The 23,283-nt window shown below is 39.2% G+C and carries 20 protein-coding genes; 12 read left to right on the top strand and 8 right to left on the bottom strand.

Annotated elements, in window-relative coordinates; translation table 11 throughout:
- Window positions 1-84: 84 nt before the first annotated feature.
- Window positions 85-1,026 (bottom strand): diacylglycerol/lipid kinase family protein, encoded by a 942-nt coding sequence (locus EL171_RS09020; protein ID WP_005385155.1) that lies wholly within the window; start codon window positions 1,024-1,026, stop codon window positions 85-87.
- 216 nt (window positions 1,027-1,242) lie between these two features.
- Between EL171_RS09020 and EL171_RS09015 the strand changes: the two genes are divergently transcribed.
- Window positions 1,243-1,950: a GntR family transcriptional regulator gene (locus tag EL171_RS09015; RefSeq protein WP_005385157.1), complete on the top strand. Its 708-nt coding sequence runs from the start codon at window positions 1,243-1,245 to the stop codon at window positions 1,948-1,950.
- Between the two features lie 85 nt (window positions 1,951-2,035).
- Here EL171_RS09015 and EL171_RS09010 read toward each other — a convergent pair whose 3' ends face one another.
- Window positions 2,036-2,425, bottom strand: coding sequence for a helix-turn-helix domain-containing protein (locus tag EL171_RS09010; RefSeq protein ID WP_005385158.1), 390 nt, complete (start codon window positions 2,423-2,425; stop codon window positions 2,036-2,038).
- A gap of 152 nt (window positions 2,426-2,577) precedes the next feature.
- Here EL171_RS09010 and crcB point away from each other — a divergent pair, with 152 nt between their 5' ends.
- On the top strand, window positions 2,578-2,958 hold the full coding sequence (gene crcB, locus EL171_RS09005; protein ID WP_005385160.1) for a fluoride efflux transporter CrcB: 381 nt from the start codon (window positions 2,578-2,580) through the stop codon (window positions 2,956-2,958).
- A 265-nt stretch (window positions 2,959-3,223) separates the two neighbouring features.
- Entirely contained in the window at window positions 3,224-4,204 is a 981-nt protein-coding gene (locus EL171_RS09000; protein ID WP_005385162.1) for a molybdopterin-binding protein, read from the top strand.
- A gap of 89 nt (window positions 4,205-4,293) precedes the next feature.
- Here the strand turns inward: EL171_RS09000 and EL171_RS08995 are convergent, their stop codons facing one another.
- Genes EL171_RS08995 through EL171_RS08985 form a run of 3 tightly spaced genes read right to left on the bottom strand, consistent with a single transcriptional unit; the run spans window position 4,294 to window position 6,174 of the window.
- Window positions 4,294-4,524, bottom strand: a complete 231-nt coding sequence (locus tag EL171_RS08995) for a hypothetical protein (RefSeq protein ID WP_005385164.1) — start codon at window positions 4,522-4,524, stop codon at window positions 4,294-4,296.
- A 9-nt stretch (window positions 4,525-4,533) separates the two neighbouring features.
- Window positions 4,534-5,346: a metallophosphoesterase gene (locus EL171_RS08990; protein ID WP_039968882.1), complete on the bottom strand. Its 813-nt coding sequence runs from the start codon at window positions 5,344-5,346 to the stop codon at window positions 4,534-4,536.
- 54 nt (window positions 5,347-5,400) lie between these two features.
- On the bottom strand, window positions 5,401-6,174 hold the full coding sequence (locus EL171_RS08985) for a DUF4931 domain-containing protein (protein WP_024066537.1): 774 nt from the start codon (window positions 6,172-6,174) through the stop codon (window positions 5,401-5,403).
- A 117-nt stretch (window positions 6,175-6,291) separates the two neighbouring features.
- Here EL171_RS08985 and EL171_RS08980 point away from each other — a divergent pair, with 117 nt between their 5' ends.
- From EL171_RS08980 to EL171_RS08955, 4 genes are all read left to right on the top strand, one after another.
- Complete coding sequence (locus tag EL171_RS08980; RefSeq protein ID WP_005385170.1) at window positions 6,292-6,813, top strand: 8-oxo-dGTP diphosphatase; 522 nt, start codon at window positions 6,292-6,294, stop codon at window positions 6,811-6,813.
- Between the two features lie 58 nt (window positions 6,814-6,871).
- The gene (gene mutY, locus EL171_RS08975) at window positions 6,872-7,969 is read left to right on the top strand and encodes an A/G-specific adenine glycosylase (protein WP_005385172.1); all 1,098 of its coding nucleotides are present in this window, start codon (window positions 6,872-6,874) and stop codon (window positions 7,967-7,969) included.
- 16 nt (window positions 7,970-7,985) lie between these two features.
- Entirely contained in the window at window positions 7,986-9,167 is a 1,182-nt protein-coding gene (locus EL171_RS08970; RefSeq protein ID WP_005385173.1) for a metallophosphoesterase, read from the top strand.
- Between the two features lie 1,543 nt (window positions 9,168-10,710).
- Complete coding sequence (locus EL171_RS08955) at window positions 10,711-11,151, top strand: hypothetical protein (RefSeq protein WP_005385180.1); 441 nt, start codon at window positions 10,711-10,713, stop codon at window positions 11,149-11,151.
- Window positions 11,152-11,411: 260 nt separating this feature from the next.
- On the opposite strand, the gene EL171_RS08950 is transcribed toward EL171_RS08955, so the two are convergent.
- Window positions 11,412-12,767 (bottom strand): class II fumarate hydratase, encoded by a 1,356-nt coding sequence (locus EL171_RS08950; protein WP_039968886.1) that lies wholly within the window; start codon window positions 12,765-12,767, stop codon window positions 11,412-11,414.
- Window positions 12,768-13,215: 448 nt separating this feature from the next.
- On the opposite strand from EL171_RS08950, the gene EL171_RS08945 reads away from it, so the two are divergent.
- Together EL171_RS08945 and EL171_RS08940 are read left to right on the top strand one after the other, a co-directional pair.
- On the top strand, window positions 13,216-15,297 hold the full coding sequence (locus tag EL171_RS08945) for an OPT family oligopeptide transporter (protein ID WP_005385184.1): 2,082 nt from the start codon (window positions 13,216-13,218) through the stop codon (window positions 15,295-15,297).
- A gap of 10 nt (window positions 15,298-15,307) precedes the next feature.
- Entirely contained in the window at window positions 15,308-16,150 is an 843-nt protein-coding gene (locus tag EL171_RS08940; RefSeq protein WP_005385186.1) for a polysaccharide deacetylase family protein, read from the top strand.
- A 192-nt stretch (window positions 16,151-16,342) separates the two neighbouring features.
- On the opposite strand, the gene EL171_RS08935 is transcribed toward EL171_RS08940, so the two are convergent.
- Both EL171_RS08935 and EL171_RS08930 read right to left on the bottom strand, forming a co-directional pair.
- Window positions 16,343-17,725 carry an S-layer homology domain-containing protein gene (locus EL171_RS08935; protein ID WP_005385187.1) on the bottom strand — a complete coding sequence of 461 codons (1,383 nt, stop codon included), beginning with the start codon at window positions 17,723-17,725 and terminating at the stop codon, window positions 16,343-16,345.
- Window positions 17,726-17,901: 176 nt separating this feature from the next.
- Window positions 17,902-19,683: an S-layer homology domain-containing protein gene (locus tag EL171_RS08930; protein WP_039968887.1), complete on the bottom strand. Its 1,782-nt coding sequence runs from the start codon at window positions 19,681-19,683 to the stop codon at window positions 17,902-17,904.
- A gap of 525 nt (window positions 19,684-20,208) precedes the next feature.
- Between EL171_RS08930 and EL171_RS08925 the strand changes: the two genes are divergently transcribed.
- Genes EL171_RS08925 through EL171_RS08915 form a run of 3 tightly spaced genes read left to right on the top strand, consistent with a single transcriptional unit; the run spans window position 20,209 to window position 23,132 of the window.
- Entirely contained in the window at window positions 20,209-20,946 is a 738-nt protein-coding gene (locus tag EL171_RS08925) for a (Fe-S)-binding protein (protein WP_005385192.1), read from the top strand.
- A gap of 12 nt (window positions 20,947-20,958) precedes the next feature.
- Window positions 20,959-22,404: a LutB/LldF family L-lactate oxidation iron-sulfur protein gene (locus EL171_RS08920; protein WP_005379682.1), complete on the top strand. Its 1,446-nt coding sequence runs from the start codon at window positions 20,959-20,961 to the stop codon at window positions 22,402-22,404.
- Window positions 22,404-23,132 (top strand): LutC/YkgG family protein, encoded by a 729-nt coding sequence (locus EL171_RS08915; RefSeq protein ID WP_005385194.1) that lies wholly within the window; start codon window positions 22,404-22,406, stop codon window positions 23,130-23,132. The genes EL171_RS08920 and EL171_RS08915 overlap by 1 nt, the downstream gene beginning before the upstream one ends.
- Window positions 23,133-23,283 lie beyond the last annotated feature (151 nt).

Genomic DNA, 23,283 nt, shown 5'->3' with positions numbered 1-23,283 from the left:
CTATTCGTGTGTAATATGTCGTAGCAATTAGATATGTAATACACATAAAAAAAGCTCTCTATCTTTTGATAGAGAGCTTTTGTGTTATATATGCGGTAATATAGGCAAATTCAAAGCCTTTTTCTTTTTGTGCTTTGCTGGTGCAAATACTTTTAGTACACGCGGCAATACTTCGATATCTACCGGCATGGATGGACCTTGATCGCCGTCCATATTAGTAGGTAAATCACCGATATTAGATAATAGTTCAATATGAGCTTTTTTAACGGTTAGCGTTGTTGTATAACGGGAGTTATAAATGGCGCCACTAATGATGAGTGGTAGTACGCTGAGAATATCGAGAATGAAATATTCCTTGAAAATGATGATACGCATATAGCCATCGTCTACAGAGGCTTCTGGCATAAAGCGTTCAAAGCTAGATACTACATTGGTAAGCAATGCTAACACGAGCGGGGATTTACAAATAAAATCATCGTTCTCTGTTTGGATGCGATAGGTATAGTCCTTCGTTGTGAACAATGCTTGGCCGGCGCGCAAGAAGTAGGCGAGTGGGCCTAAAATACTTTTTTCCTTTGGAGTAACCTCTTCGATTACCTTTGGAATAACACCGGCTGCGATGTTGTTGCAGAAATATTTATCATTGCAACGACCGATATCAATGGTACGAGTTTGATTGATATTAATACGTTTGATCGCTTGTGTTGGATTTTGGTGAATGCCAAGGGCACGAGACATATCGTTAACAGTACCTACTGGTATAAAACCAAAGGTAGATTTGAAGCCCCCTTGGGCAATACCGTTTACGGTTTCATTTACGGTGCCGTCACCACCCATGCAGAATACAGCATCGAATCCGCGTTCGCAAGCATCCTTAGCAAAACGTGTAGCATCTCCTTCACCGGTGGTGAATTTGACCTCAATCGTTTCGAATAAGGTGCTCAATTTCCATTGTAAATCGAGGGCATATCGGCGCGCCGCACCGCCACCCGATACAGGGTTTATGATTACCAAACAACGGCTCATGATATAACTTCCTTACTTTCAAAAATGAGATATAGCTATTATCTATCGTTAAATTGACAGTCTTAGATATGGGCTCTATAATTGTATTATATGCACTAAATCATATATGACATATTTATTCAAAATAAAAAATATATCGTACAATATATTATACTCATTTTAGCCGTTCTTTGAAAGTATGAAAGATATAACGGGATATAAGATTAGGGGATAGTAATGGGAAAACAAGATTCGAAAGATAAATATAAATTATCCGCAGTGGATTCCATTGAACGCTTGCCGCTCAGTGAACAAGTTTATTTGACATTAAAAACAGCTATCTTAACAGGCGAATTGATGCCGCAAGAAAAGCTTAACGAAGTAAAAATTGCAGAGCAATTGCAAGTGAGTGCTACACCTGTGCGTGAAGCATTCCGCAAATTGGCGAAGGATAATCTCGTAGTGATTGTTCCTTGGAAGGGCGTTACTGTAAAGTCCGATACTCCAGAGGAAATCGTTGCGTTGTATCAAGTGCGTGAAGTAATGGAAGGCCTTGGTGCAAGACTTTGTGCACGTCATGCTACAGACGAACAAATTAAAGAATTACGTGAGATTTGTAAAGAAATGCATGAAATTGAAGATGCTACAGAACGTGTTGAAGTAAACAGTCGATTCCATACAATGATCGCTCATTACTCTGGTAATGAACGCGTTGTAGAATACCTTGCGAGCTTCCGTGAACGCGTTAATCGCGATATGTACATCAGCTCCTTCAATGCAGTGCGTACACATGATTGCGACGATGAACATGATCATATCGTAGATGCTATTGAGCGTCATGATGAAGTGGCAGCAGAAAATGCTATGCGTCAGCACATTAATAATGCATTTATCTTCAAAAAAGCAAATGCTGAGGTACAACATAAAAAACTTAATGAAGTATAATGCCTTTAATTGGGCATACTATATGAAAGGCTCCACCGTTGGCGGGGCTTTTTCTGTAGGATCGATTTTAGAGTATTTGATTAATTTAACTTAGTTTTGGCTCGGCTTTAGCTGGTGTACTGTTCCTCGTATGATTTAGAAACTCTAATCGTTTGTAGTGTGATGAAAGATGCGCATTACAGCTTTTATAATCTACGATGCGCAGCCTTACGAGTTGCGCTACGTCAATTTGGAATGCTTCAGCGATTTTAAATAGAATCTCTAAGGACATGCCAGATATGCCTGTACCACATTCTAGCTTGCTTAAATAACTGCGGCTAATGCCCACGTGGTGTGCTAGCTCATATTGAGACATGTTTAGAGATATGCGAATATGGGCAATTTTATGGCCTAAACAAACATACTGATGCTGTAAGACCGGATCTTCATAGGTGTTGATTCGTAGCTCAGTTAGAGGTGTCGATGCAGATTTCATAGGGATTCCTTCCTTTTCCCTGCTCTCTAAATATAGTATACTGAGACTATTGGTGATTGACTAATATAGAAAACTAGATAATTATCGGTTATTTCAGATAATTACACGTATTGTGAAAATCGTAGGATAGTACTGTAAGTAGTGGAGGCAATATGGAAAAATACATTGCAGTTGCCCTCGGTGGAGCCGTTGGAGCGTTATGTCGTATGGCTCTTGGTGAATGGGTTATGACAAAGGTGAGCTCTTTTCCGTATGGAACGGTCGTAGTAAACCTTATCGGTTGCCTCATTATTGGCCTTGTACTAGGGCTATACATGCAAAAGCCAGACTTACCACAGTTGGCGAGATTTTTCTTAGTTGTAGGTGGGCTAGGTGCATTTACAACATTCTCCACTTTTGCTTTTGAAATGCTACAACTGATGATGTCTGAGTCCTATGTACAAGCTTTATTCTATGGCTTTGTACAAGTTGTAGGGGGCTTAATCCTTTGCTGGATTGGTGTATTACTTGCGCGTATACTCTGTGCGATCTGATCTTGGCCAATAAGGTGACTTGAGTTACAGCATATATAAAGCCGTTTTTATATGATTAATACATAAGACTATTTAGGTCTTATTCGGAAGATATTTATATACTAATTTGTAAGATATTCAGAATAGGATTAGATACATTTTGTTGTTATAACATACATTGTATAGAATTCAGAGTTTTACATTTTAGTAGAATTTAGAATTTAATATTCGAATAGAATTTAGAATTCAATATATGACATAAAATTTTGAATTAAAGGGGAAAGAAATGAAATCAATTAGAACACAAGATGCTGTAGGGCATGCATTAATACATGATTTAGTACGTATTGTTATCGGCGAGGTGAAAGATACACCGTTCCGCCGAGGCCATGTTATTACGGAAGAGGATATTCCAAAATTATTAGACCTTGGTAAAGAACATATCTTTGTGATGGAGCCTGAAGATGAAGGATTCTTACACGAAGAGGATGTGGCACGCGCCTTGTACAATATGGCAGGTAGCGAAAATATGCATGACGGACCTATGGCGCAAGGCAAAATCGAAGCCATTGCAGACGTAGACGGCCTCTTTAAAGTTGATGTAGATCGCTTACATGCTATTAATAGTATTGGCGAGCTTACCATAGTAACGAGATTTAACAATACACCTGTGAAAGCAGGCGATAAATTAGCAGGCATGCGTTGTATTCCATTGTTATTAGAGGAACAACAAGTAGAGGATGCGAAGAAAATCGCTAATGGTCATCCTTTACTCAATGTAAAACCATTCGTACGCAAAACAATGGGTATCGTTACTACTGGCTCCGAAGTATTTGAAGGCCGTATTAAAGATGCATTCACACCAATCATTGAAGAACGTTGTGCTGAATTCGGCGTAAAAAAGGTAGCTCATGAAATCGTAACAGATAATACAGACGACATCGTGGCCGCTATAGACAAGGTAAAACAAGCTGGTGCTGATATTATTTTTTGTACTGGTGGCATGAGCGTTGACCCTGACGATTTAACACCAGGGGCCATTAAACGCTATGCAGACCGCGTAGTAACTTATGGTTTGCCTGTATTGCCAGGATCCATGGTTTGTATTGCATACTGCGCAGATGGTACGCCAATCCTCGGCGTTCCAGGCGGCGTATTATTCAGCAAACCGACTGCTTTTGATGAAATCTTGCCACGCCTTGTCGCAGACGATGAAATCACAAAAGAAGATTGTATTCGTATGGGCCATGGTGGCTTCTTGGGATAATCCTTTTATAGAACATCTAAAAACTGTATAAGTCCATACAAAAAGCGGGTAGATATCTACCCGCTTAATTTGTTAGTGCCATTATAGTATTAAAATGATTTTTTCCCTAGTGTAGGATGGCTACAACGTTTTAACGTAAGGGTGTCAATCATGTGGACTGCCTCGTCCAACGTAATGTCCTCACGCTTTGTCGGTGTTTCCAGAACTGCTAACGGATGGTCGGTGCCTACCTCACCAGAGGGCAAGTAAATATATTCTTGGTTAATAGTATCACCAAAAATATAGCCCGCTTGTAAATGTTCTTTATGAATGCGACTCATGGTCTCTCCTTACATAATTTCTTTCAGTCTAAAGTCTAAATAGTCTGCAGATACTAGCTCTAATTTTGTGAAGCCAAACTCCTTTGGAATACGTTTAAAGGATATTTGATCGTGTAAATGTCCAAAGATACACGTATCTATATTGTATGTCTCCATGAGATCCGTAAAGCCTGAGGGTGTATTGGATTCATTGAATGGAGGATAGTGTAACAATAGGATTTTTGTTACTGGTATCTTGTTTATATCTATGGTTGGTAGATTGTTTTTATCAGAGTCTGTAGTATCTACATTTATTTCTGATTTGAATGATTTCATTAGTGTTTCTACAGCTTTATCCATTTCTTGCAGCGCTGCTTCGGTGCGCATTAGTTCTCTGTCGTAAATGGATTGGTCTGTTTCAGGAGTGAAATGGGAGTCTCCAGGACAGAGGTAGGCGCGTGTTCCACCAAAAGCAATGATGCGAGGGCCTTCTTCTGTTTGAATAATCTGTGCTGTACCGTGACCTTGTAAAAAGGTGATCGCATCGCCCATGAGGTTACGCATCTTGTTGGCAGAGGCCCACCAGTAATCGTGGTTGCCGCGGATCATATATTTCTTGCCCGGCATGGATGCAATTTCTTGTAAATCGCAAGCTGCTTCATCTAGTCGAAGGGCCCAACTCATGTCACCTACGAGAAAAACTATATCTTCGTCTGTTACACGGGCCATCCAATCTTCTTTGATGCGGATCCAGTGATTATCCCAATGGGGACCAAAAATATCCATCGGCTTCGTTGGAGGATTGCCAGATAGATGGAGATCGCCGATGGCAAATACTTTCATAAACATCCTTTCAAATATATCAAAATTATTTAGATACAATATGTATAAGCAAAACTATTTTGAAGCGTGGAAGTACGGCGCAATGTCTTGGATGATTTTTGCAGCCCGCTCTTCGTCGCAAGTTTGAGGAATTTTGTAGCCCACATAGAGTGGTGTTGTTACATAACGGGCCACAACCTTGATATAGTCGTAGCCGTCCTCAAGATTATATACAAAATAGTTATAGGACTGGCTATAATTGGCGATGCTGCGCAATACATAACGCAATACTTGCTGTAATCTTAGCGCTACGGAGCGCACAGGTGCATCTGGTTTAAAGCGTATATTGTACTCAAAAAAGCCAATGATGGGCTGCGTGGACAAGGTGATGCGCACATCTTGATCCTCGTGTAAGAGCCAGCCTTCCATATTTTGAGCTGTAATATCTTCGTGGTAATCGTAATCTTCAAGGCCTATGATTTGGCTGTGAGGATGACGAATGGAACCACCGGACATATAACCATGGTTTTTAAAGAATAATACGGATTTGAACTCTTTACGTTCTCGTGTTTCACGCCATTTATCAAGGCCGAATTGGAGAATACGGGCTGCTTCATCAGCCGGTAAGGTGGAAAATTCACCTTCATCCGTTTCTGTTTCGATAATAACCGTGGGCCATGTTTTATCTAGTACAGGATATTTGTTCATGAGCCAAATGATATGACCCGATGTATCTAGGATATCCGTTAATTTTGAACGATCACAGAAGGGGCAGCGCACTTCTTCGTTCCGAATATTAACAGGCTTAGTACGCCCTAGTGCGATGTTAAATCGTAGTGGTTTATTCATCATGTGCCTCCTTCCTCGTAAGAAAATCTATACTCTTAATCATACCATAATTAGCCCATTCGTACATGAAATAATGGTATAATAATAGGGTATTATATAAATGATTAAGGAGGCTCTATGAAACCGACGACGCTTGTATTTCCTATTGATGAACAAAATCGTATATTGCTAGGTCGTAAAAAACGTGGTTTCGGGGCTGATAAATATAATGGATTCGGTGGTAAACTCGAGGCTGGTGAAAGCTTCCGAGACTGCGCCATCCGTGAGTTGTTTGAGGAATCTGGCCTTCATGGTCGCCCAGAAGATTTAGAATGTGTAGCGGCTTTTGACTTTCAATTTCCTTTTGATGAAAGCTTAACACATGTCGGTTATGTGTATTTTTTGCGTACTTTCACAGGCCATGTAGAGGAAACGGACGAAATGGAGCCTCATTGGCTGACAGTAGACGAAATTCCCTACGAGCGCATGTGGGATGGTGATCGCCAATGGTTGCCGATGCTGCTAGAAGGTAAGAAATTAAAAGGACCTATCGTATTTGGTCGAGACAATAGCTCTGTAGATAAAATGGATTTAACCACCGTTGATACCGTTCTTGAAAGTGAACACTTGGCGCGCATTGATCTCTATATTAATGGTTAATTTATTGATATTGAATATATTAGCTAATGTAAATAAATTTATAATATATTGAGGTAATATGACTGATAAAAAGAGCCCCAAGTGGGTGCCACAGCTATTAGCGTGGTATGATGTGAATAAGCGGGATTTGCCGTGGCGTGATTGTGGAGACCCTTATAAGGTTTGGGTTTCCGAGGTGATGAGCCAACAGACCCGCATTGAGGCGATGAAGCCTTATTATGATAACTGGATGCGACTATTTCCAACCTTAGAAGATTTGGCAAAGGCGTCTGAAGATGAGGTAGTTCACGCTTGGCAAGGGCTTGGCTATTATAGCCGGGCTCGTAACTTGCGCCTTGGTGTAAAGGACGTCGTGGAAAACTACGGTGGTATCGTGCCTCATGATCGCAAGACTATGGAGTCCTTGAAGGGGGTAGGGTCATATACGGCTGGGGCTGTTCTATCCATGGCGTACAACGAACCAGAGGTGGCTGTAGATGGCAATGTACTGCGCATCTATGCTCGTTTATATCGCATCTTTGACGATATTTTGAGCATGAAAGGCAAGAAGGCCATAACTGCTATCGTAGAGGAAACATTGCCTCACGATCGACCTGGCGACTTTAACCAAGCCTTGATGGACTTTGGCTCTGCCGTGTGCATTCCAAAAACTCCACGCTGTGGAGAATGTCCTATTGTAAACATGTGCGAAGCATACCAACATAAAGATACTGATAAACTACCAGTACGTATCAAGAAAACAAAGGTAGTAGAGGTGCCTCTATTTGTGGGGATCTTGCAATACGAAGACTATTATCTATTGCACAAACGTCCTAACCGTGGACTGTTACGGTCCATGTGGGAATTCCCATCTGTGGAAATGGTATCTGCCTTTGGCGAAGGGGAACAAGGCCTTGAGGAGTTAGTTAAGGACCTAGGTTTTGAACTGTCCTTGCAACCAGTATTAGTAAAAGAGATAACACATATTTTCTCTCATCGAAAATGGTTCATGAAAGCATTCCGCGGCGATTTAACGTACGTAGGAGATGCTAAGAATATAAGGATCGGAGATATCCAAAAGCAATTGCCAAAGGACTGGATGCTCATCAAGCGCGATGAGTTCGCCGATTATGCTTGGGCAGGTCCTCATGGTAAATTGACGGAGATTGCAAAATAATTTGTAGGAGCAATGAATGAGAATTCTATTTAATATCATTTTTTCTGCTATCCTCGTAATAGGATTGGTAGGATTTTGGGCTCTATTTCTCAACTTGTGGAAGCCTAAAAAGAAATGGCCTGCCTGGGTGGGCTATATAATCATTATCGGTGCGTGGTTCGCCGCAATCCGATACTATATACTTAATCAAGTAGATCTATATGGAACGATGTATTATCCGTTGATGAATATGTTCCGTACTGAAAGCTACGGTTTTCTCTTTGGCTTATTCTTGGCTATTCCTGTATTCATCGTTCTCAGCTTGTTATACTGGGCGGTTAATAAGATTTGGAGCAAAACGCCAGAGGAAAATAGAACAGGCCGTCGTGCTTTCTTTAGAACGGCAGCAACAGTGGTGCCGTTAGCAACAATCGGTGGTTCTAGCTATGCAGCCTATGTAGGGCAACATGAGATTGAGGTCACTCATGAAAGCTTTGGGTATACGAACTTACCACCTGGCTTAAAGGACTATAAAATCGTCCAACTCAGTGATATCCACGTTGGGCCAAGCATCGATTTAGATGACCTTGATGAAATTTTAAAGCTAGCCCTTGTAGAGAAGCCTAATCGCGTTGTCATCACTGGTGATTTAATCGATAAAATCGCTTGGTTACCACAAGTCTGTGAAAGACTGACAACCTTTGCAAAACAAATTCCAGACGGTGTCGATTTCATCTTGGGCAATCATGAGTACCATCACGATGTGAATAAGGTACTAGACGAATTGAAACACAATACACCGATGAACATCCTTGTGAATAGCAATATTCAAATTATGGGTGGTAAGCAACCTGTATACATTGCTGGTGTTGCGTATGACAATGATCGGGAAAAAGAAAAACGTGAAGCTATGATCGATAAGGCTTTATCTGGTATTCCTGACTACGCCTTTGTTATCCTATTGGCACATCACCCTGAATTCTTTGAAGAAGCCATTGAACGTAAAATTCCGTTGACCCTCTCTGGTCATACTCACGGTGGTCAAATCGTCTTCATGGGCATGCCGTTGGTACCAACAGGCACACCATATACAAAAGGTCGCTACGTAGAAGAACAAAGCGTGTGCTATGTTAATAACGGCTCAGGTCATTGGTTCCCAATCCGTATCAACTGCCCACGAGAAATTACAGTCATTACATTCTTTGACGGAGTAGCTTAGAAGTAAAGGTGAGCTCCTTAGAATAAAAGTGAGCTCATTATAGGGATACAATCATGTATAGTAAATCCTTTATCTATAAAATCCTTATATGTATTATTGTGCTCATGCTATTTGATATCTCTTTAATCTACGAAATGACAGCGGATATATATAAGGGATATCTCAAAATAGCAATACTAGTGGCAATTGGATGCCATTTAGATATATACCTAGAATTCAGTAAGCAAGAAATACTGATAATACAAGCATTTGAGAATAATACATTTAACGAGACCTATGAACTGCTAAGTACGAAACAGATGGTTTTTATCATATCTTTGATCATGTTAATGACTATAAAACTTGTGAGATATTAGAAAAACATAGGTTACAAATAAAAAGAGGCATTGTATTTTAGATACAATGCCTCTTTTTATTATATGAACTTATATAATAATTGTGATATATTAGAGTTAAAATTTTTAGTTGTGTTGCTTAAAGAAGAGAGTGTATTAATAAATGATTCCGTTGTCTATTTATAAAATCGGATTACCTGTAGGTCTTTTGGCTTATTATTTATATAGGTTGTTTAGACTCTATATTTTAAAAAGTGATATGGAGTTGAAATCCCCTAATCTATATGGTCTTTTCTTAGGTTTAGGGGTTCCAATCAGCCTCTTTCTTATAGTGCAGACATTTTTTATTCCCGATTTAGTTGATTATCTTAGTTTACTCTATGTAAATATGGGTATCTTAGTTATTGTTGAGATCATTGCAACATTTAAACTTAAATCCTCAAAAAGCTATTCTAATGCAAAGGTTTTTCGGTATTATTTATATTTCATAACAGCTATATTATTGTGGATGATATGTAATTGAATGATTGATTAGATTGAAACATTGATATTGTAGGGCTATTTTATAGGTGTAGATTAATGTATAGCAAATTTTTTATCTACAGAGTTATTATATGTACTATTCCAATTATTCTTATGGATATAGCTTTTATCTGCTCAATGATAACTGGTGGATACGAAGGAAATCTAAAAGCAGCAATACTAGCGGGGATAGTATTGCATATAATTTTATATATATTAAGTCGTAAACAAGTAAAGCTGTTAATACAAGCATTTAAGAAAAATGGATTTAAAGAGATTAATAATCTATTTAATATGAAATATGTTTTTCTAATTGTATTTTTTATGGTATTAATAGCTATAAAATTTATGAGATATTAGAGAAGTAAAAAGTGGAGTATAAAAGAGTATTTATATAGAGTTTTTTGTTTTGTGGGAGTAGTAATGTGAAAAGTGTTTTTAAGTTTTTATTTTATAGTATTATAATCGTAGCTATTTTATTTCCTATAGTTCAGATTTTATATCGTCTTTTAAATGGTATTCCAATTGATGAATTGCTAAGCTCATTACCATATGTATATCTTGGTGTAGTAATATTTTATGTTTTAGGTTTTCTTTTTATTAAGTATGTATTGAAGTCATAATTTATAAATAAAAGTTCCGATACTATATCGTATTAGGGTTTAAGACAGATGAGGTAAGATATAATGAATAACATAAGGATTCCAATATATAAAATATTAGCCATATGTTTTTTAGTGGGACTTAGTATAATTTATTTAAATTTTTATGGGATACATACCGAACTAGTAGATTCTTATAGTTTTGGTCGTTATCGAATTGTGTTTGGTGGAATGCTAGAGGATAGCACATATAAAACTAGATTGGAATTTTCTAAAATTTCTCATAAGGTGGTATTTCCATATTTATATGTAAAAGGGGAATCGGGTTATACTAGGGTTTTATTAACACCAATAGGTACAGATATTTTAAAGATACCCAATTACTCATTTTATGATACTGCTAGTATAATAGAGGATATTGATAGCATTAATAACTTAAAACGTATTTATGGTAAATCTATATCTATAAAAGATGATCTGAGCCAAATTAGTGAAGAGGATAGAATTATATTTAAATCATTATAATGAATGCGGATAGCATAAGGCATTTTTTTGATTGGAGTATATTTTATGCTTAAAATGATGCTTTTAAAGGTACATTATTATAGAATTTCATTAGTTTAAATTAAATATTGCTATAAGACATATAAAACAAAAAGGACGTAATAGTCTATTCTTCAGTAATAAGTATTATTGAAGATTTCAAGACTATTACGTCCTTTTATTTTCCGTTCATTTGAGGTATGAGAGGATGTTACAGATATGTCATAGAGATGAGAGAGATTTTATTTCATGCGAACTGCTTCAGCAAATTCGTCTTCAGTCATGAGTTTTTCTTCCAAGATGATTTCTTTGATAGAACAACCGCGTTTGTATGCTTCTTTTACAACCTTAGCACTCTTGTCGTAGCCGATATATGGTGTTAAGGATGTAGCAATCATGAGGGATTGTTCTACGAAGAAGTTGAGTTTTTCCGGCACAAATTCTACGCCGTCGATGCAGTGTGTTGTGAAAGAGTTCATAGCATCTGAGAGGAGGCGACAGCTTTCAACAAAATCATAGATCATGATAGGCATGTACACGTTCAATTGGAACGCACCGCTGCCTGCACAGAGTGTCATAGTCGTATTATGACCGAATACTTGGGCGCATACCATGGCCAAGGCTTCACATTGTGTAGGATTTACCTTGCCTGGCATGATGGAGGAGCCCGGTTCGTTTTCAGGAAGATGCCATTCGCCATAGCCGCAGCGAGGGCCAGAGCCTAAGAAACGGACGTCGTTAGCAATTTTGAATAGTGTAGTAGCTAATGTATTGAGTGCACCGTGAGCCATCATGAAAGCATCTTTCAAAGATAGGCCTTGGAATTTGTTGTTCTTAACGCGGAATGGAGCACCTGTTACCTCTGGTAATACAGTTTCCATAACGTCTAGATAGCCTTTAGGTGTGTTTACACCAGTACCAACGGCAGTGCCGCCGAGGGCTACGTCGAGTAGGTGGTCAGCGTTTTGGACAAGCATAGTTTTGGCAGTTTTTAGGCCTTCTACAAAGGCGCTGATTTCTTGGTCTACCATGATGAAAGTAGCATCTTGTAAATGCGTACGACCAACTTTTTGCAAGCCTTTACCTTTTTCTTGCAATTTTTCGAAGGATTGGATAAGGCCGTCCAATGCAGGAATTACGCGTTTTGTAATTTCAAAGTACGCACAGATATGCATTGCCGTAGGGAATGTATCGTTTGTACTTTGGCCGCGGTTTACATCGTCGTTAGGATGAAGCGGGTTGCTTTCATCTAACTGTTTAGCCCGGTGAGCGATTACCTCGTTCACATTCATGTTAGTTTGGGTGCCAGAACCTGTTTGGAATACAGTCAATGGGAATTCATCATCCCATTTTCCGTCCACGATTTCATCTACTACTTGAGCAATGAGTTTCGCTTTTTCCTCAGTTACTGCGCCACATTTTGCATTGGTTAAAGCACATGCTTTTTTTACAAGCGCAAGCGCTTTGATTTGTTCAATAGGGATGCGGTGGTCACCGATCTTGAAATTATTGAACGAGCGTTGCGTTTGAGGTCCGTAAATTCGTCTAGCGTCGACTTCGACTGGTCCCATTGAATCATATTCAATTCTTGTTTCCATAATGTTTACAACCTCCTTAAAAGACATGCCGACTTTATCGTCGGTAATTTAATTATATAAAATCCTGTATATTTGTACAGAATAAAAGATAATGATTTCTATTTTCATATAGAGGAAAGGTGTATATGCGATTTGTGCATATACACCTTTTCTCCTCTCCCAATATATATGCGATGATTTATATTTAATTTGCATACATGTTTCATAGAGGGCTAATTTGAGAGGGAAAAGGCGACAGTCCAAAAACGACTTAGCGGCCCCGCGTAGCGGGGTAGGTGGCTTTGGAGGCTTTTGGACTGTTGCCTTTTTCTACATAGTTAATGGTCTAATGAAACATGTATACATTATAAATATCGCATATATATTGAAATCAGCGCTTTAACACGATAAAATGGAAGTAGCTTATTATATGTCGTAAGCTCTAGTTTCACAGAGGAGGTAAGTACTTATGAAACATGACTTTATGAGCCATGACCTTCATCTGCCGGAACTGACACTACGTGGGATGCTACTTGGTGCATTGATTACTGTAATTTTTACAGCATCTAACGTATATCTCGGTTTGAAGGTTGGTTTGACATTCTCGTCATCCATTCCGGCAGCCATTATTTCAATGGCAATTTTACGTTTCTTCAAGGATTCTAACGTTCTTGAAAACAACATGGTACAAACACAGGCTTCTGCAGCCGGTACTTTGTCCGCAATTATCTTTATCTTGCCAGGTCTATTAATGCTTGGTTATTGGAATGGTTTCCCATTCTGGCAAACATTCTTGCTCTGCGCATGCGGTGGTTCCCTTGGTGTATTATTCACCATTCCATTGCGTCGTGCCATGGTAGTAAATAGTGATCTACCATATCCAGAAGGCCGTGCAGCAGCAGAAATCTTGAAGGTTGGTTCCCATAATGGTGGCCAAGGTCCTCAATCTAGCTCCGGTATGGGAGATATCGTATCCGGTGGTCTTGTAGCTGGTATTATCAGTCTTTGTGCGAATGGCTTCAAAGTGCTTGGCGACAGCATGAGCTTCTGGCTTCCTGTAGGTAGCAAGGGTATTACTCAAATTCCATTGGGCTTCTCTACAGCGTTGTTAGGTGCTGGTTACCTTATTGGTATCGCTTCCGGTATCGCTATCCTAGTTGGTGTACTCATCGCTTGGGCTGGCTTCGTACCTTACTTGACTAACATGCTTGCTCCAGATGGTGGTGCTACAGCTAAATTTGCAATGGCTGTTTGGAAATCTAAAGTTCGTTTCATCGGTGCAGGTGCTATCGGTATCGCAGCGATTTGGACTTTGATTACATTGATCAAACCTATTATCGAAGGTATGAAAATTTCTGTTAAATCCATGAATAGCAGTTCCTCTGAACGTGAATTGCATCGCATGGATACAGATATGAGCACAAAATCTGTTATTATCGTATTCGGTATTATCCTTTTAGGCTTAGTTCTTACATTCTGGGACTTCGTATCTGCAGTACCTATTAGCGCAGGCTTAATGTGGACACTTGTTATCGTAGGTGTTCTCGTAGCATTGCTAATTGGCTTCTTCGTAGCTGCTGCATGTGGTTACATGGCAGGCCTTATCGGTACATCTGCATCTCCAATCTCTGGTATTGGTATCTTGGCGACTATTATTTCTTCCCTAGTGGTGTACTTCATCGCTTCTGAAAATAACTTGTTCGCTACAGAAGCAGGCGTACAATTCGCTACAGCTATGGCTATCTTTATGACATCCGTAGTTATCGCCATTGCATCTATTTCTAACGATAACTTGCAAGACTTGAAAACAGGTCAACTCGTTGGTGCTACACCTTGGCGTCAACAAATTGCGTTGTTACTTGGCTCCGTAGCTGGTGCAATTGCAATTGCTCCTGTTCTTAACTTGCTTTACCAAGCATACGGCTTCACAGGTGCGTTACCACGTGCTGAAATGGATCCTAATGCTGCATTATCTGCTCCACAAGCAACTTTGATGACTACAATTGCTCAAGGTATCTTCAGTTCTAGCATGGATTGGAACTACATCTTGATCGGCGTTGGTGTTGGCGTAGTAGCAATCATCGTTAACTTAATTCTTAAGAGCACAACAGCTTCTTTAACATTGCCTCCATTGGCAGTTGGTATGGGTATCTACTTACCTCCAACATTGGAAGTACCTCTTATCTTAGGTTCTTTCATTAGCTATTTCGTAGGTCGTTACCTAGTAGCTCGTGCTAAAATGCGTGCTGGCGAACTTGCTGAGTACGATGTAGAACAATCTAACCGCCGCGGCGTTCTCTTCGCTTCTGGTTTGATTGTTGGTGAAAGCTTGATTGGTGTAATCATAGCTGTTATTATTGTATTGTCTGTTACAACTGGTGGTGGTGAATCTCCACTTGAATTAGTAGGCCCTCAATTTGAAAGCACAGCACAATGGTTAGGATTGCTTGCATTCATCTTCGCTGGTTTATACCTTGTTCGTCGTGTTGTAGCACACAAATTCAATAAAGAAGAAGCTTTAGCTATGAAAGCTGAGCAAGAACAACAATAAGAGGTAAACAATGAAATTAAAACAGTCTGTACTCATCATGATGGCTGCTGCGTTGCCAGTGGTATCCTTCGCAGCAAGCGAAATTCCTGTAACTAAAGACACTGCTACAGTACAAGCAGCTCCAGCTGATACGAATAAAGTAAATCGTAACGATTTAACATATCGTATTTCTAGCACTGCTACACCTGAGCAAAACCGTGCGTTACGCTCTGTAGCAACAAAAGTTGATCGCAATGCAGTTGAAGTGGTAGCACCAAATGCGGACCGCTATATGGACCGTAAAGAGGTGGCTGTATCTCCAGTGGAATCCACTACAGATCATCTTGATCTAGTGTTCCCAACAGTTAAATCTGTTAGCCCAACTGTAGAGAAAGCAATCAATATGACTATCAAAAAATACGTTGCTAAAGTACAAAACGACGTAGAAAAATTGAATGCCAAAGAAGCTGATAAAACAAATGTAGTTATGTACTACGATGTTAAAACAGACAAAAATGGTATTTTCAGTGTATTGATTCATACGTACAAAATGCGTGATCGTGATGCTAATGGCGTCAACTATGTAAAAGGCTTCACATTCAACACTACAACAGGTCGTCAATTATCCTTGTATGACCTTGGTGGTCTTAACAAAAAAGAATTAGTGAATGCTATCGAGAATAATCAAGATGTGAAAAATCAATTGGGCGGCGAAGTAAATATCGATAAAATGCCTACTGAATTCTACACAACTGATGATTATTCTGTTGTAATGGTATTACAACAAGACGTGGATACAATCCACAGTGCAGGTACCGTATATGTACCAGTTGGTAACTTACGTGACCGCCAAAATGATGTAACAAAAAAATAATCGAACTATGTGAATTCGATTATGTGTGTATAGTAACAGCTGTTTAATTGTGAGAAGAACCGCTCCTTTAGGGGCGGTTCTTTTTTGTATTATAGCAATTAAAATATAAAGGGAGATTACTATTTAGCTTTGAATGAGGGTAAAACAAAAAGCCGTGTAGTTACACGGCTTTTTATCGTTGCGATTATTTAATTATTTGTTTGTTGTGTCGTAGTAGTTTACGCGTGGAGGTAATGGGAATTGAATTGCTGCATCCGGTTTTACTGTCTCAGGTTGTGGTAATTCTACGACTACATTGTTTTTGAATTTCTTTTTGAAAGCTTTCACAGTGTCCTTTTGAACGGAGTCAGCTGTAATGATAAGAGCGCTTGTGTCGTCGTTAGGACGGATGGAGATGATGTTACCTTTTGGCTCTTTTGCTTTGTATAAATCAATAGCGTCAGATTGGTAATCTTCAAGTTGTGCTTGATTTAATTTGCCTTGAGATACAACAAGAGCACTTTCAAGTTGAGGATCTTGTGTTTCAGAGATTGCATGAGCAACAGCCTCTGCTTTTTTCTTATCTGTTAAAGATGCATGTAATTTTCCACCATCCCAGAAGAGGGCACCGTCTTGACGGAATTTAGTGAAGTCATTGCCATAGCCTAATGTTTTGTCGATAATAGTAGCTGTTTTGCTTTCTACTTGTTGTTTGAACAATGTATTGTGGAAGGCAAGTGCTTGCTCTGTTTGTGTCATGCGGTATGCAATCTCAGCTGCTTCAGCACGAGTTACATATTTTTCAGGGTTAAATAATGTGCCAGGAGCGTAGTTTGTGAAGCCAAGGTATGCAAGTTCACGAACTGCGTCTTGAGCCCAAGGAGCTACGAATTTTTGGTCTCCATAAGCAACACTATCAAGTGCTGTTGGATCTTCTGTTGTGTATCCTAAGTAGTGAATGTAGTTGTCTGCTACTACAGCAAATTCTTGGCGAGACATATATTTTTCTGGTTTGTATGTGTTATCGCCATAACCGCTGATGATGTTTTTACGCGCTACGGATTCGATAGCGAGAGCGGACCAACGGTCGGATGTAATATCTTTAAATTTGCTAGATAAGAATGCTGCAGTACCATCATCAGTGATGTTGTTGAAGAGGGCAGCTACTTCTTCACGAGTCATAGGTTGATTAGGTCGGAATGTACCGTCAGAATAACCTTTCATTAGATTTGCTTTTGTTACCGTACTGATAGAATTGGCAGCCCAAAAATTGCTAGGCACATCGGAGAAAATGTGGGCACGAATTTTTTGAATGTCTTGAGGCGTACCAATAGATGTATTCACAACTACAGGTGTAGCAGCTTTAGCGGCATCAAATTTATGAGCCTTTGCTTTAGTTGTTGCTACATTAGGAGCAGCTGTGTTTATAGTAACTGCTTGCGTAGAGGCCACTGTAGGCGCTTCAACCTTTGTGGATGCTACTGCAGTGGCAGGAGCATGAGTTGTAGTATTTGCAGAAGCAAAACCGAAACTTGTTGCGGCTAATAATGTGCCAAGAACAAGGGCACGTAATGGGTAAGGGGTATTCTTGTACATAAAAATCCTTCCTAATTATGGTAAAGGCTAAGGCTCGATAGCCTAGAATATAAACTTTCATCAACAATAAAATCTATATTCATTATATAGCGAATAATAAGGCATGCATAGTGATATAAACAAAGCAGCGTAATACTAAGCGTATACGCTGCCTTGGCTAGTTGAGTGAACGCCGATTAGCGTTTAACTGTCATTTTTACTTTGGAACCGAATAATTTTGAGATTCCTTGTTGAGTTGCTTTAGATGCAGTTGTTACAACAGCGTAAAGTTGGTTGTTTTCTACATCTGGGAATGTAGCTAGAATTGTACCAGCTTTTTCGTTTTTGTTGTAATAGTTGCGGAAGTTCGCATCGATTGCATCGTATTCAGTTTGGCTGTATTGGGATGGTTCAACTACAACGTAGTTATTTACAGTGGAATCACCACGTGCTGCAAGGTTTGCTTTAACTGTGGAAATATCGCTATCTGTTTTCAATGCTACGTGTAATTGATTGTCACGCCAGTACATTACACCGTAATCTTGGAAAGCATCTTCTGTTTTGTATGTTTTATTCAATTCAGCGAATACTTTATCTTCCAAAGCAGCTTGTTGTTTTTGATCAAGTGCTTTTAACGTGCTGCGACGAACAGGACGAACTGTGCGAGTAGGTTCAGTTTTTTGAGCTACTGCAGTATTTTTATTGCCCTTTACGTCTTTTTCAACTTTTTTTGCATCAGCTTTTACGGCTTTGTCAGCTTTAGCTACATCTTTTTTAGCATCTTTGCTTACTTTAGATGCATCTTTTTCTGCTGCTGTATCAGCTTTTTTTACATCTTCTTTTACAGCTGTTTCAGCTTTAGCTTCAGTTGTAGTATGTTTTGGTGTTGCAAGACCAGCACCATTAAGCATGCGGTTTAAGATTGTTGCCGCTTGTGCTCTTGTTACAGGTTGTTTAGGGTTAAAGTTTTCAGTTGCCCCAGATGCTACGATGCCACGTTGTGCCATGTATTGGATATCTGCCAAGTAAGCAGAGGAGATGCTAGCTTCGTCTTTGAATGTTACTTTTTCTGTTTTTACAGGTGTGGAAAGATTTAATTTCTTAGCCAAGCTTGCTGCGGATGCTACGAATTGTTCGCGGTCCATAGTTTTGCTAGGTGTGAAAGCTGTTTTAGATGTGCCTTCCATTACGCCTGCAGCACTTACTAATTTGATAGCTGAGCTGGACCAACGATCTGCTTCTACGTCAGAGTAGGATGTAGAAGATTCTTTTGTTACAATATCAGCTAATTCTTGTTCGTTTAAGTTATGTTGTAATACTTTGCCGTAAATAGCAGCTGCTTGTTCACGAGTGATTTGAGCGCCAGGTTTGAATGTGTTATCTGCGTAACCAGAAAGGTAACCAGCTTGTGTCATTGCTTGGATAGCATCGCGCGCCCAGTTATCTTTAGTGTCAGGATATACACCAGCAGGTAAGTTTTCTTTAGCTTTTACAGCTTTTTTACCTTCTACTTTAGCAGCATCTTCTTTAACATCGTTTTTTACAGATGTATCAACGCGTTTAGCGTCGTTTTTTATGGAAGTATCTACGCGTTTAGCGTCATTTTTGGCAGATGCATCAACATGTTTTGCATCGCTTTTAACGGATGCATCAGCATGCTTAGCATCATGTTTTACAACTGTAGTTGCGTGTTTAGCATCGTTTTTAGCAGATGTATCAACACGTTTAGCATCGTTTTTTACAGAAGTATCAACGCGTTTAGCATCGTTTTTTACGGAAGTATCAACGCGTTTAGCGTCATTTTTTACAGATGTATCTACACGTTTCACATCAGATTTAGCTGCAGTATCAGTTTTTGTAGCAACATTAGATACTTCGGCTTTTGCGTGCGCCGCAGTTGTTTCGGCGTGAGCCATGCCGAATGTAGAACCGAGGGCTAATGTAATTGCCAAGGATAAAGATAATTTATTTAGTTTCATTGAAAAGGCTCCTTTCAAACTATACTTATATAAAATAAATTATAACACTTTTTAAATTTATACACTACTATAAGAAAATGTAATATATAAGGATAAAAATTACATGAATTTGAAATTTAAAGGCTATTTATATAAATATTCAATGAATTATAGGTAAATAACGATATGAGAACCATTGAAGAATACAAAATGATAAACATTCCCAAAATCTAGAGTTTACGGGACTTTCACAAGAATCATTTATAAATAAGTAGGTATATGTGATAAAATGCAATGTTTATTATTACAAAAAGTCATAACGATATAAGAAATAAAAGGGTACATACTAATATAGCAATCCTTTGGACATTTTCTATATGATTAATTTATAATTATATCGATAAAGCTTTTGAATATTTATTTGAAAGCATAAGTAATGTTTCGGGCAGAAAATTATTGAAAACCTTTCACTAGAATTCTTGCCATAACACATACATATCAAAATTTTTTATTAGGTTAAGTACTAGAAAAGACGAGGACGATAATATGAAAATTCATCTTTTCCAACAGTGTTTGATTGACATGTTCTACCCACATGTAGGCATGGCTGGTGTAGAAGTACTTGAAAGATTAGGCTGCGAGCTCGTAGTGCCTAAGAAACAAGTATGTTGTGGCCAAATGTTCACTAACTCTGGTTACAACGAAGCAGCTATGGATGCAATTAAGAATACAATCGAATGCTTCGAAAACGCTGAATATGTAGTCAGCATGTCCGGCTCTTGCGCATTTGCAATCCGTGATGAATATCATCATTTCTTGAAAGATCAACCTGAGTGGTTGGCACGTGCAGAAAAATTGAGCGGCAAAATTTACGAGTTCACTCAATTTATTACTGACGTATTAGGTGTAGAAGATGTAGGCGCACGCTTTAACGAATCCGTTACATACCATACTTCTTGCCACGTTACTCGTTTGATGGGCATTAAAGAGCCTCCATTCAAACTCCTTAAAAATGTTAAAGATATCAACTTGATTGAATTACCACGTGCAGACCGTTGCTGTGGTTTCGGCGGTACATTCTCCGTTAAGAACCCTGAAATTAGTGAAGTTATGACACGCGAAAAAGCATTGGAAATCGCTGGCACAGGTGCTAACGTTATTTCCGGTTCTGACCAAGCGTGCTTGATGAACATCGCTGGTATGCTTGACCGTCTTCACAAAGAAGGCGAAATCGATCGCCGTATCAAAGTAATGCATATTGCTGAAATCTTAAACTGCCGTTAAGGAGGAGACGACATGGCACTTATATATGACAATCGCCCCTATAAAACACGTATAAAAGAATGTTTGGCTGATGATTTCAAAGTAGCAGCTATCAAAAAAGCACAAGACGTGTTTTATGATAAACGTAATACAGTAGTTGCGGACGTTCCTGAATGGTTAGATTTCCGCGCAGAAGCAGCTAAACTTCGTGATCACGTTCTTAACAATTTGGATTACTATGTAAACCAATTCGTTGAAAACGCTGAAAAAGCTGGTTCTAAAGTTCACTTTGCATTCGACGATAAAGAAGCAACTCAAATTGCTTTGGATATCCTACGTGAACGCGAAGCTAAAATGATCGTTAAATCCAAAACTATCTTAACTGAAGAAATTGGTTTGAACGAAGTTCTTGAAGAAGCTGGTATTGAAGTAAACGAAACTGACTTGGCGGAATTCATTTTGCAAACTGCAGTGAGCCCACCATCTCACATCGTAGTACCAGGCCTTCACTTTGAACGTAATAAAATCCGCGAAATCTTTGCTGAAAAATTAGGCTATACAGGTACAGAAAACCCTACTGAAATGACTCACTTCGTACGTGGTTATGTACGTGAACGCTTCTTGAAAGCTGACGTAGGCGTTAATGGTTGTAACTTTGCAGTTGCTGCATCTGGTACTTGCACAATCGTTTCCAACGAAGGTAACGGTCGTATGGCTAGTTCCATTCCTAAGACTCAAGTAATCTTCTTAGGTACAGAACGTATCGTTCCTGACTTCAAAGCTCTTGACGTAATGATGGAAATGTTGAACCGCTCTGCAGTAGGTGCTAAAATTTCCAACTACTTCTCCATGATGACTGGTCCTGGTCGTGCTGGCGAAGCTGACGGTCCTGAAGAAACTCATATCATCATTATCGATAACGGTCGTTCCGGTATCTTGGGTGGTACATTCCAAGAAATGTTACGTTGTATCCGTTGTGGTGCATGTATGAATATCTGTCCTGTATACCGTCACATCTCTGGTCACGGTTATGGCTCCGTATATCCAGGTCCAATGGGTGCTGTATTGACTCCATTGTTCAAAGGTTACGACGTAGCAGGCGATCTTCCATACGCTTCCACATTGTGCGGCGCATGTACAGAAAACTGTCCAGTAGCTATTCCATTGCATGAATTATTGATGGAACACCGTCATATTATGGCTGACATCGAAAAAACTCGTCCGAAAGCAGAAGAAGCAATCTTCACTGCAGCGGCTAAGATGTTTGGTAACTCCACATTATTCGACCTTGGTACAAAAGCTGGTGCTATCGGTATGAACTTGATCAGTAACAAAGAAGGCAATATGCCTACATGGACTCAAGCTATTCCAGTTATGAACGGCTGGACTAAATCTAAAGAAATGGGTACATTGAAGTTCAAGAAATTCCGTGACTTATATGCTGAACATGAAAAGAACAAGAAGAAGGAGAAAAAATAATGGATGAAGCTAAACGTAAACAATTTATTGCACGTTTATCTCGTGCATTAGGCCGTGATCAAGAAATGTGCCCTGCATTTGTAGAGGACTTTGATTACAGCCATGGTCCTCAAGAAACTATGTTCAAAGATTTGAATAAAGATCAAATTTTGACAATGTTTAAGGAACAATGTCAACGTGTTGGTACAAAATTCGTTGAAACTACACCTGATAAATTAGGTGAAACAATTTTGGCAGCTATCGAAGATTGGGGCAATGGTAAGGTTGTATTCCCAAGCACTCCTGAAGTAGATGAATATAAATTAAAAGAATTATTCGAACAAGATGCAGCTAATAATGGCGGCACTCGTACATACTTCCAATGGGACCCAGCTAAAGGCCGTGAAGAATGTATCTCCAACACTGCCAATGCAGATATCGGTATTACATTCCCATACTGCGGTATTGCTGAAACTGCTACTGTAGTACAAGCGTCTGGTGAAGAATCTGGCCGTGCTATTAGCTTGTTGCCTACTACACATATCGCTGTATTGTACACGGATACAATCAACCCACGTATGACTCAAACAATGGAAAACTTGGCTGAACGTTATCACAACGATCCATCCAAATTCCCTACAAATATCTGCTTGATTTCTGGTCCATCCCGTACAGCTGATATTGAGTTGGTTACTGTAGATGGTGCTCATGGTCCTATCCAAGTAACTTACGTTTTGGTTAATCGCTAATACGTTAGGTAGGTATAGCTATAACTGAATAATTTTAAAGGTGATCTTCCTTACGAAGGTCACCTTTTTATATACCTAGCTTTCTATTATGATGTATAGTAATCATGAAATTATAGAGCCATATGTACATCCATGTAGATTAAGGTGTTTA

This window comes from Veillonella dispar (genome assembly GCF_900637515.1).
GTDB classification, from domain to species: Bacteria; Bacillota; Negativicutes; order Veillonellales; family Veillonellaceae; genus Veillonella; species Veillonella dispar.
This window is presented reverse-complemented; position numbering and strand designations above follow the sequence as displayed.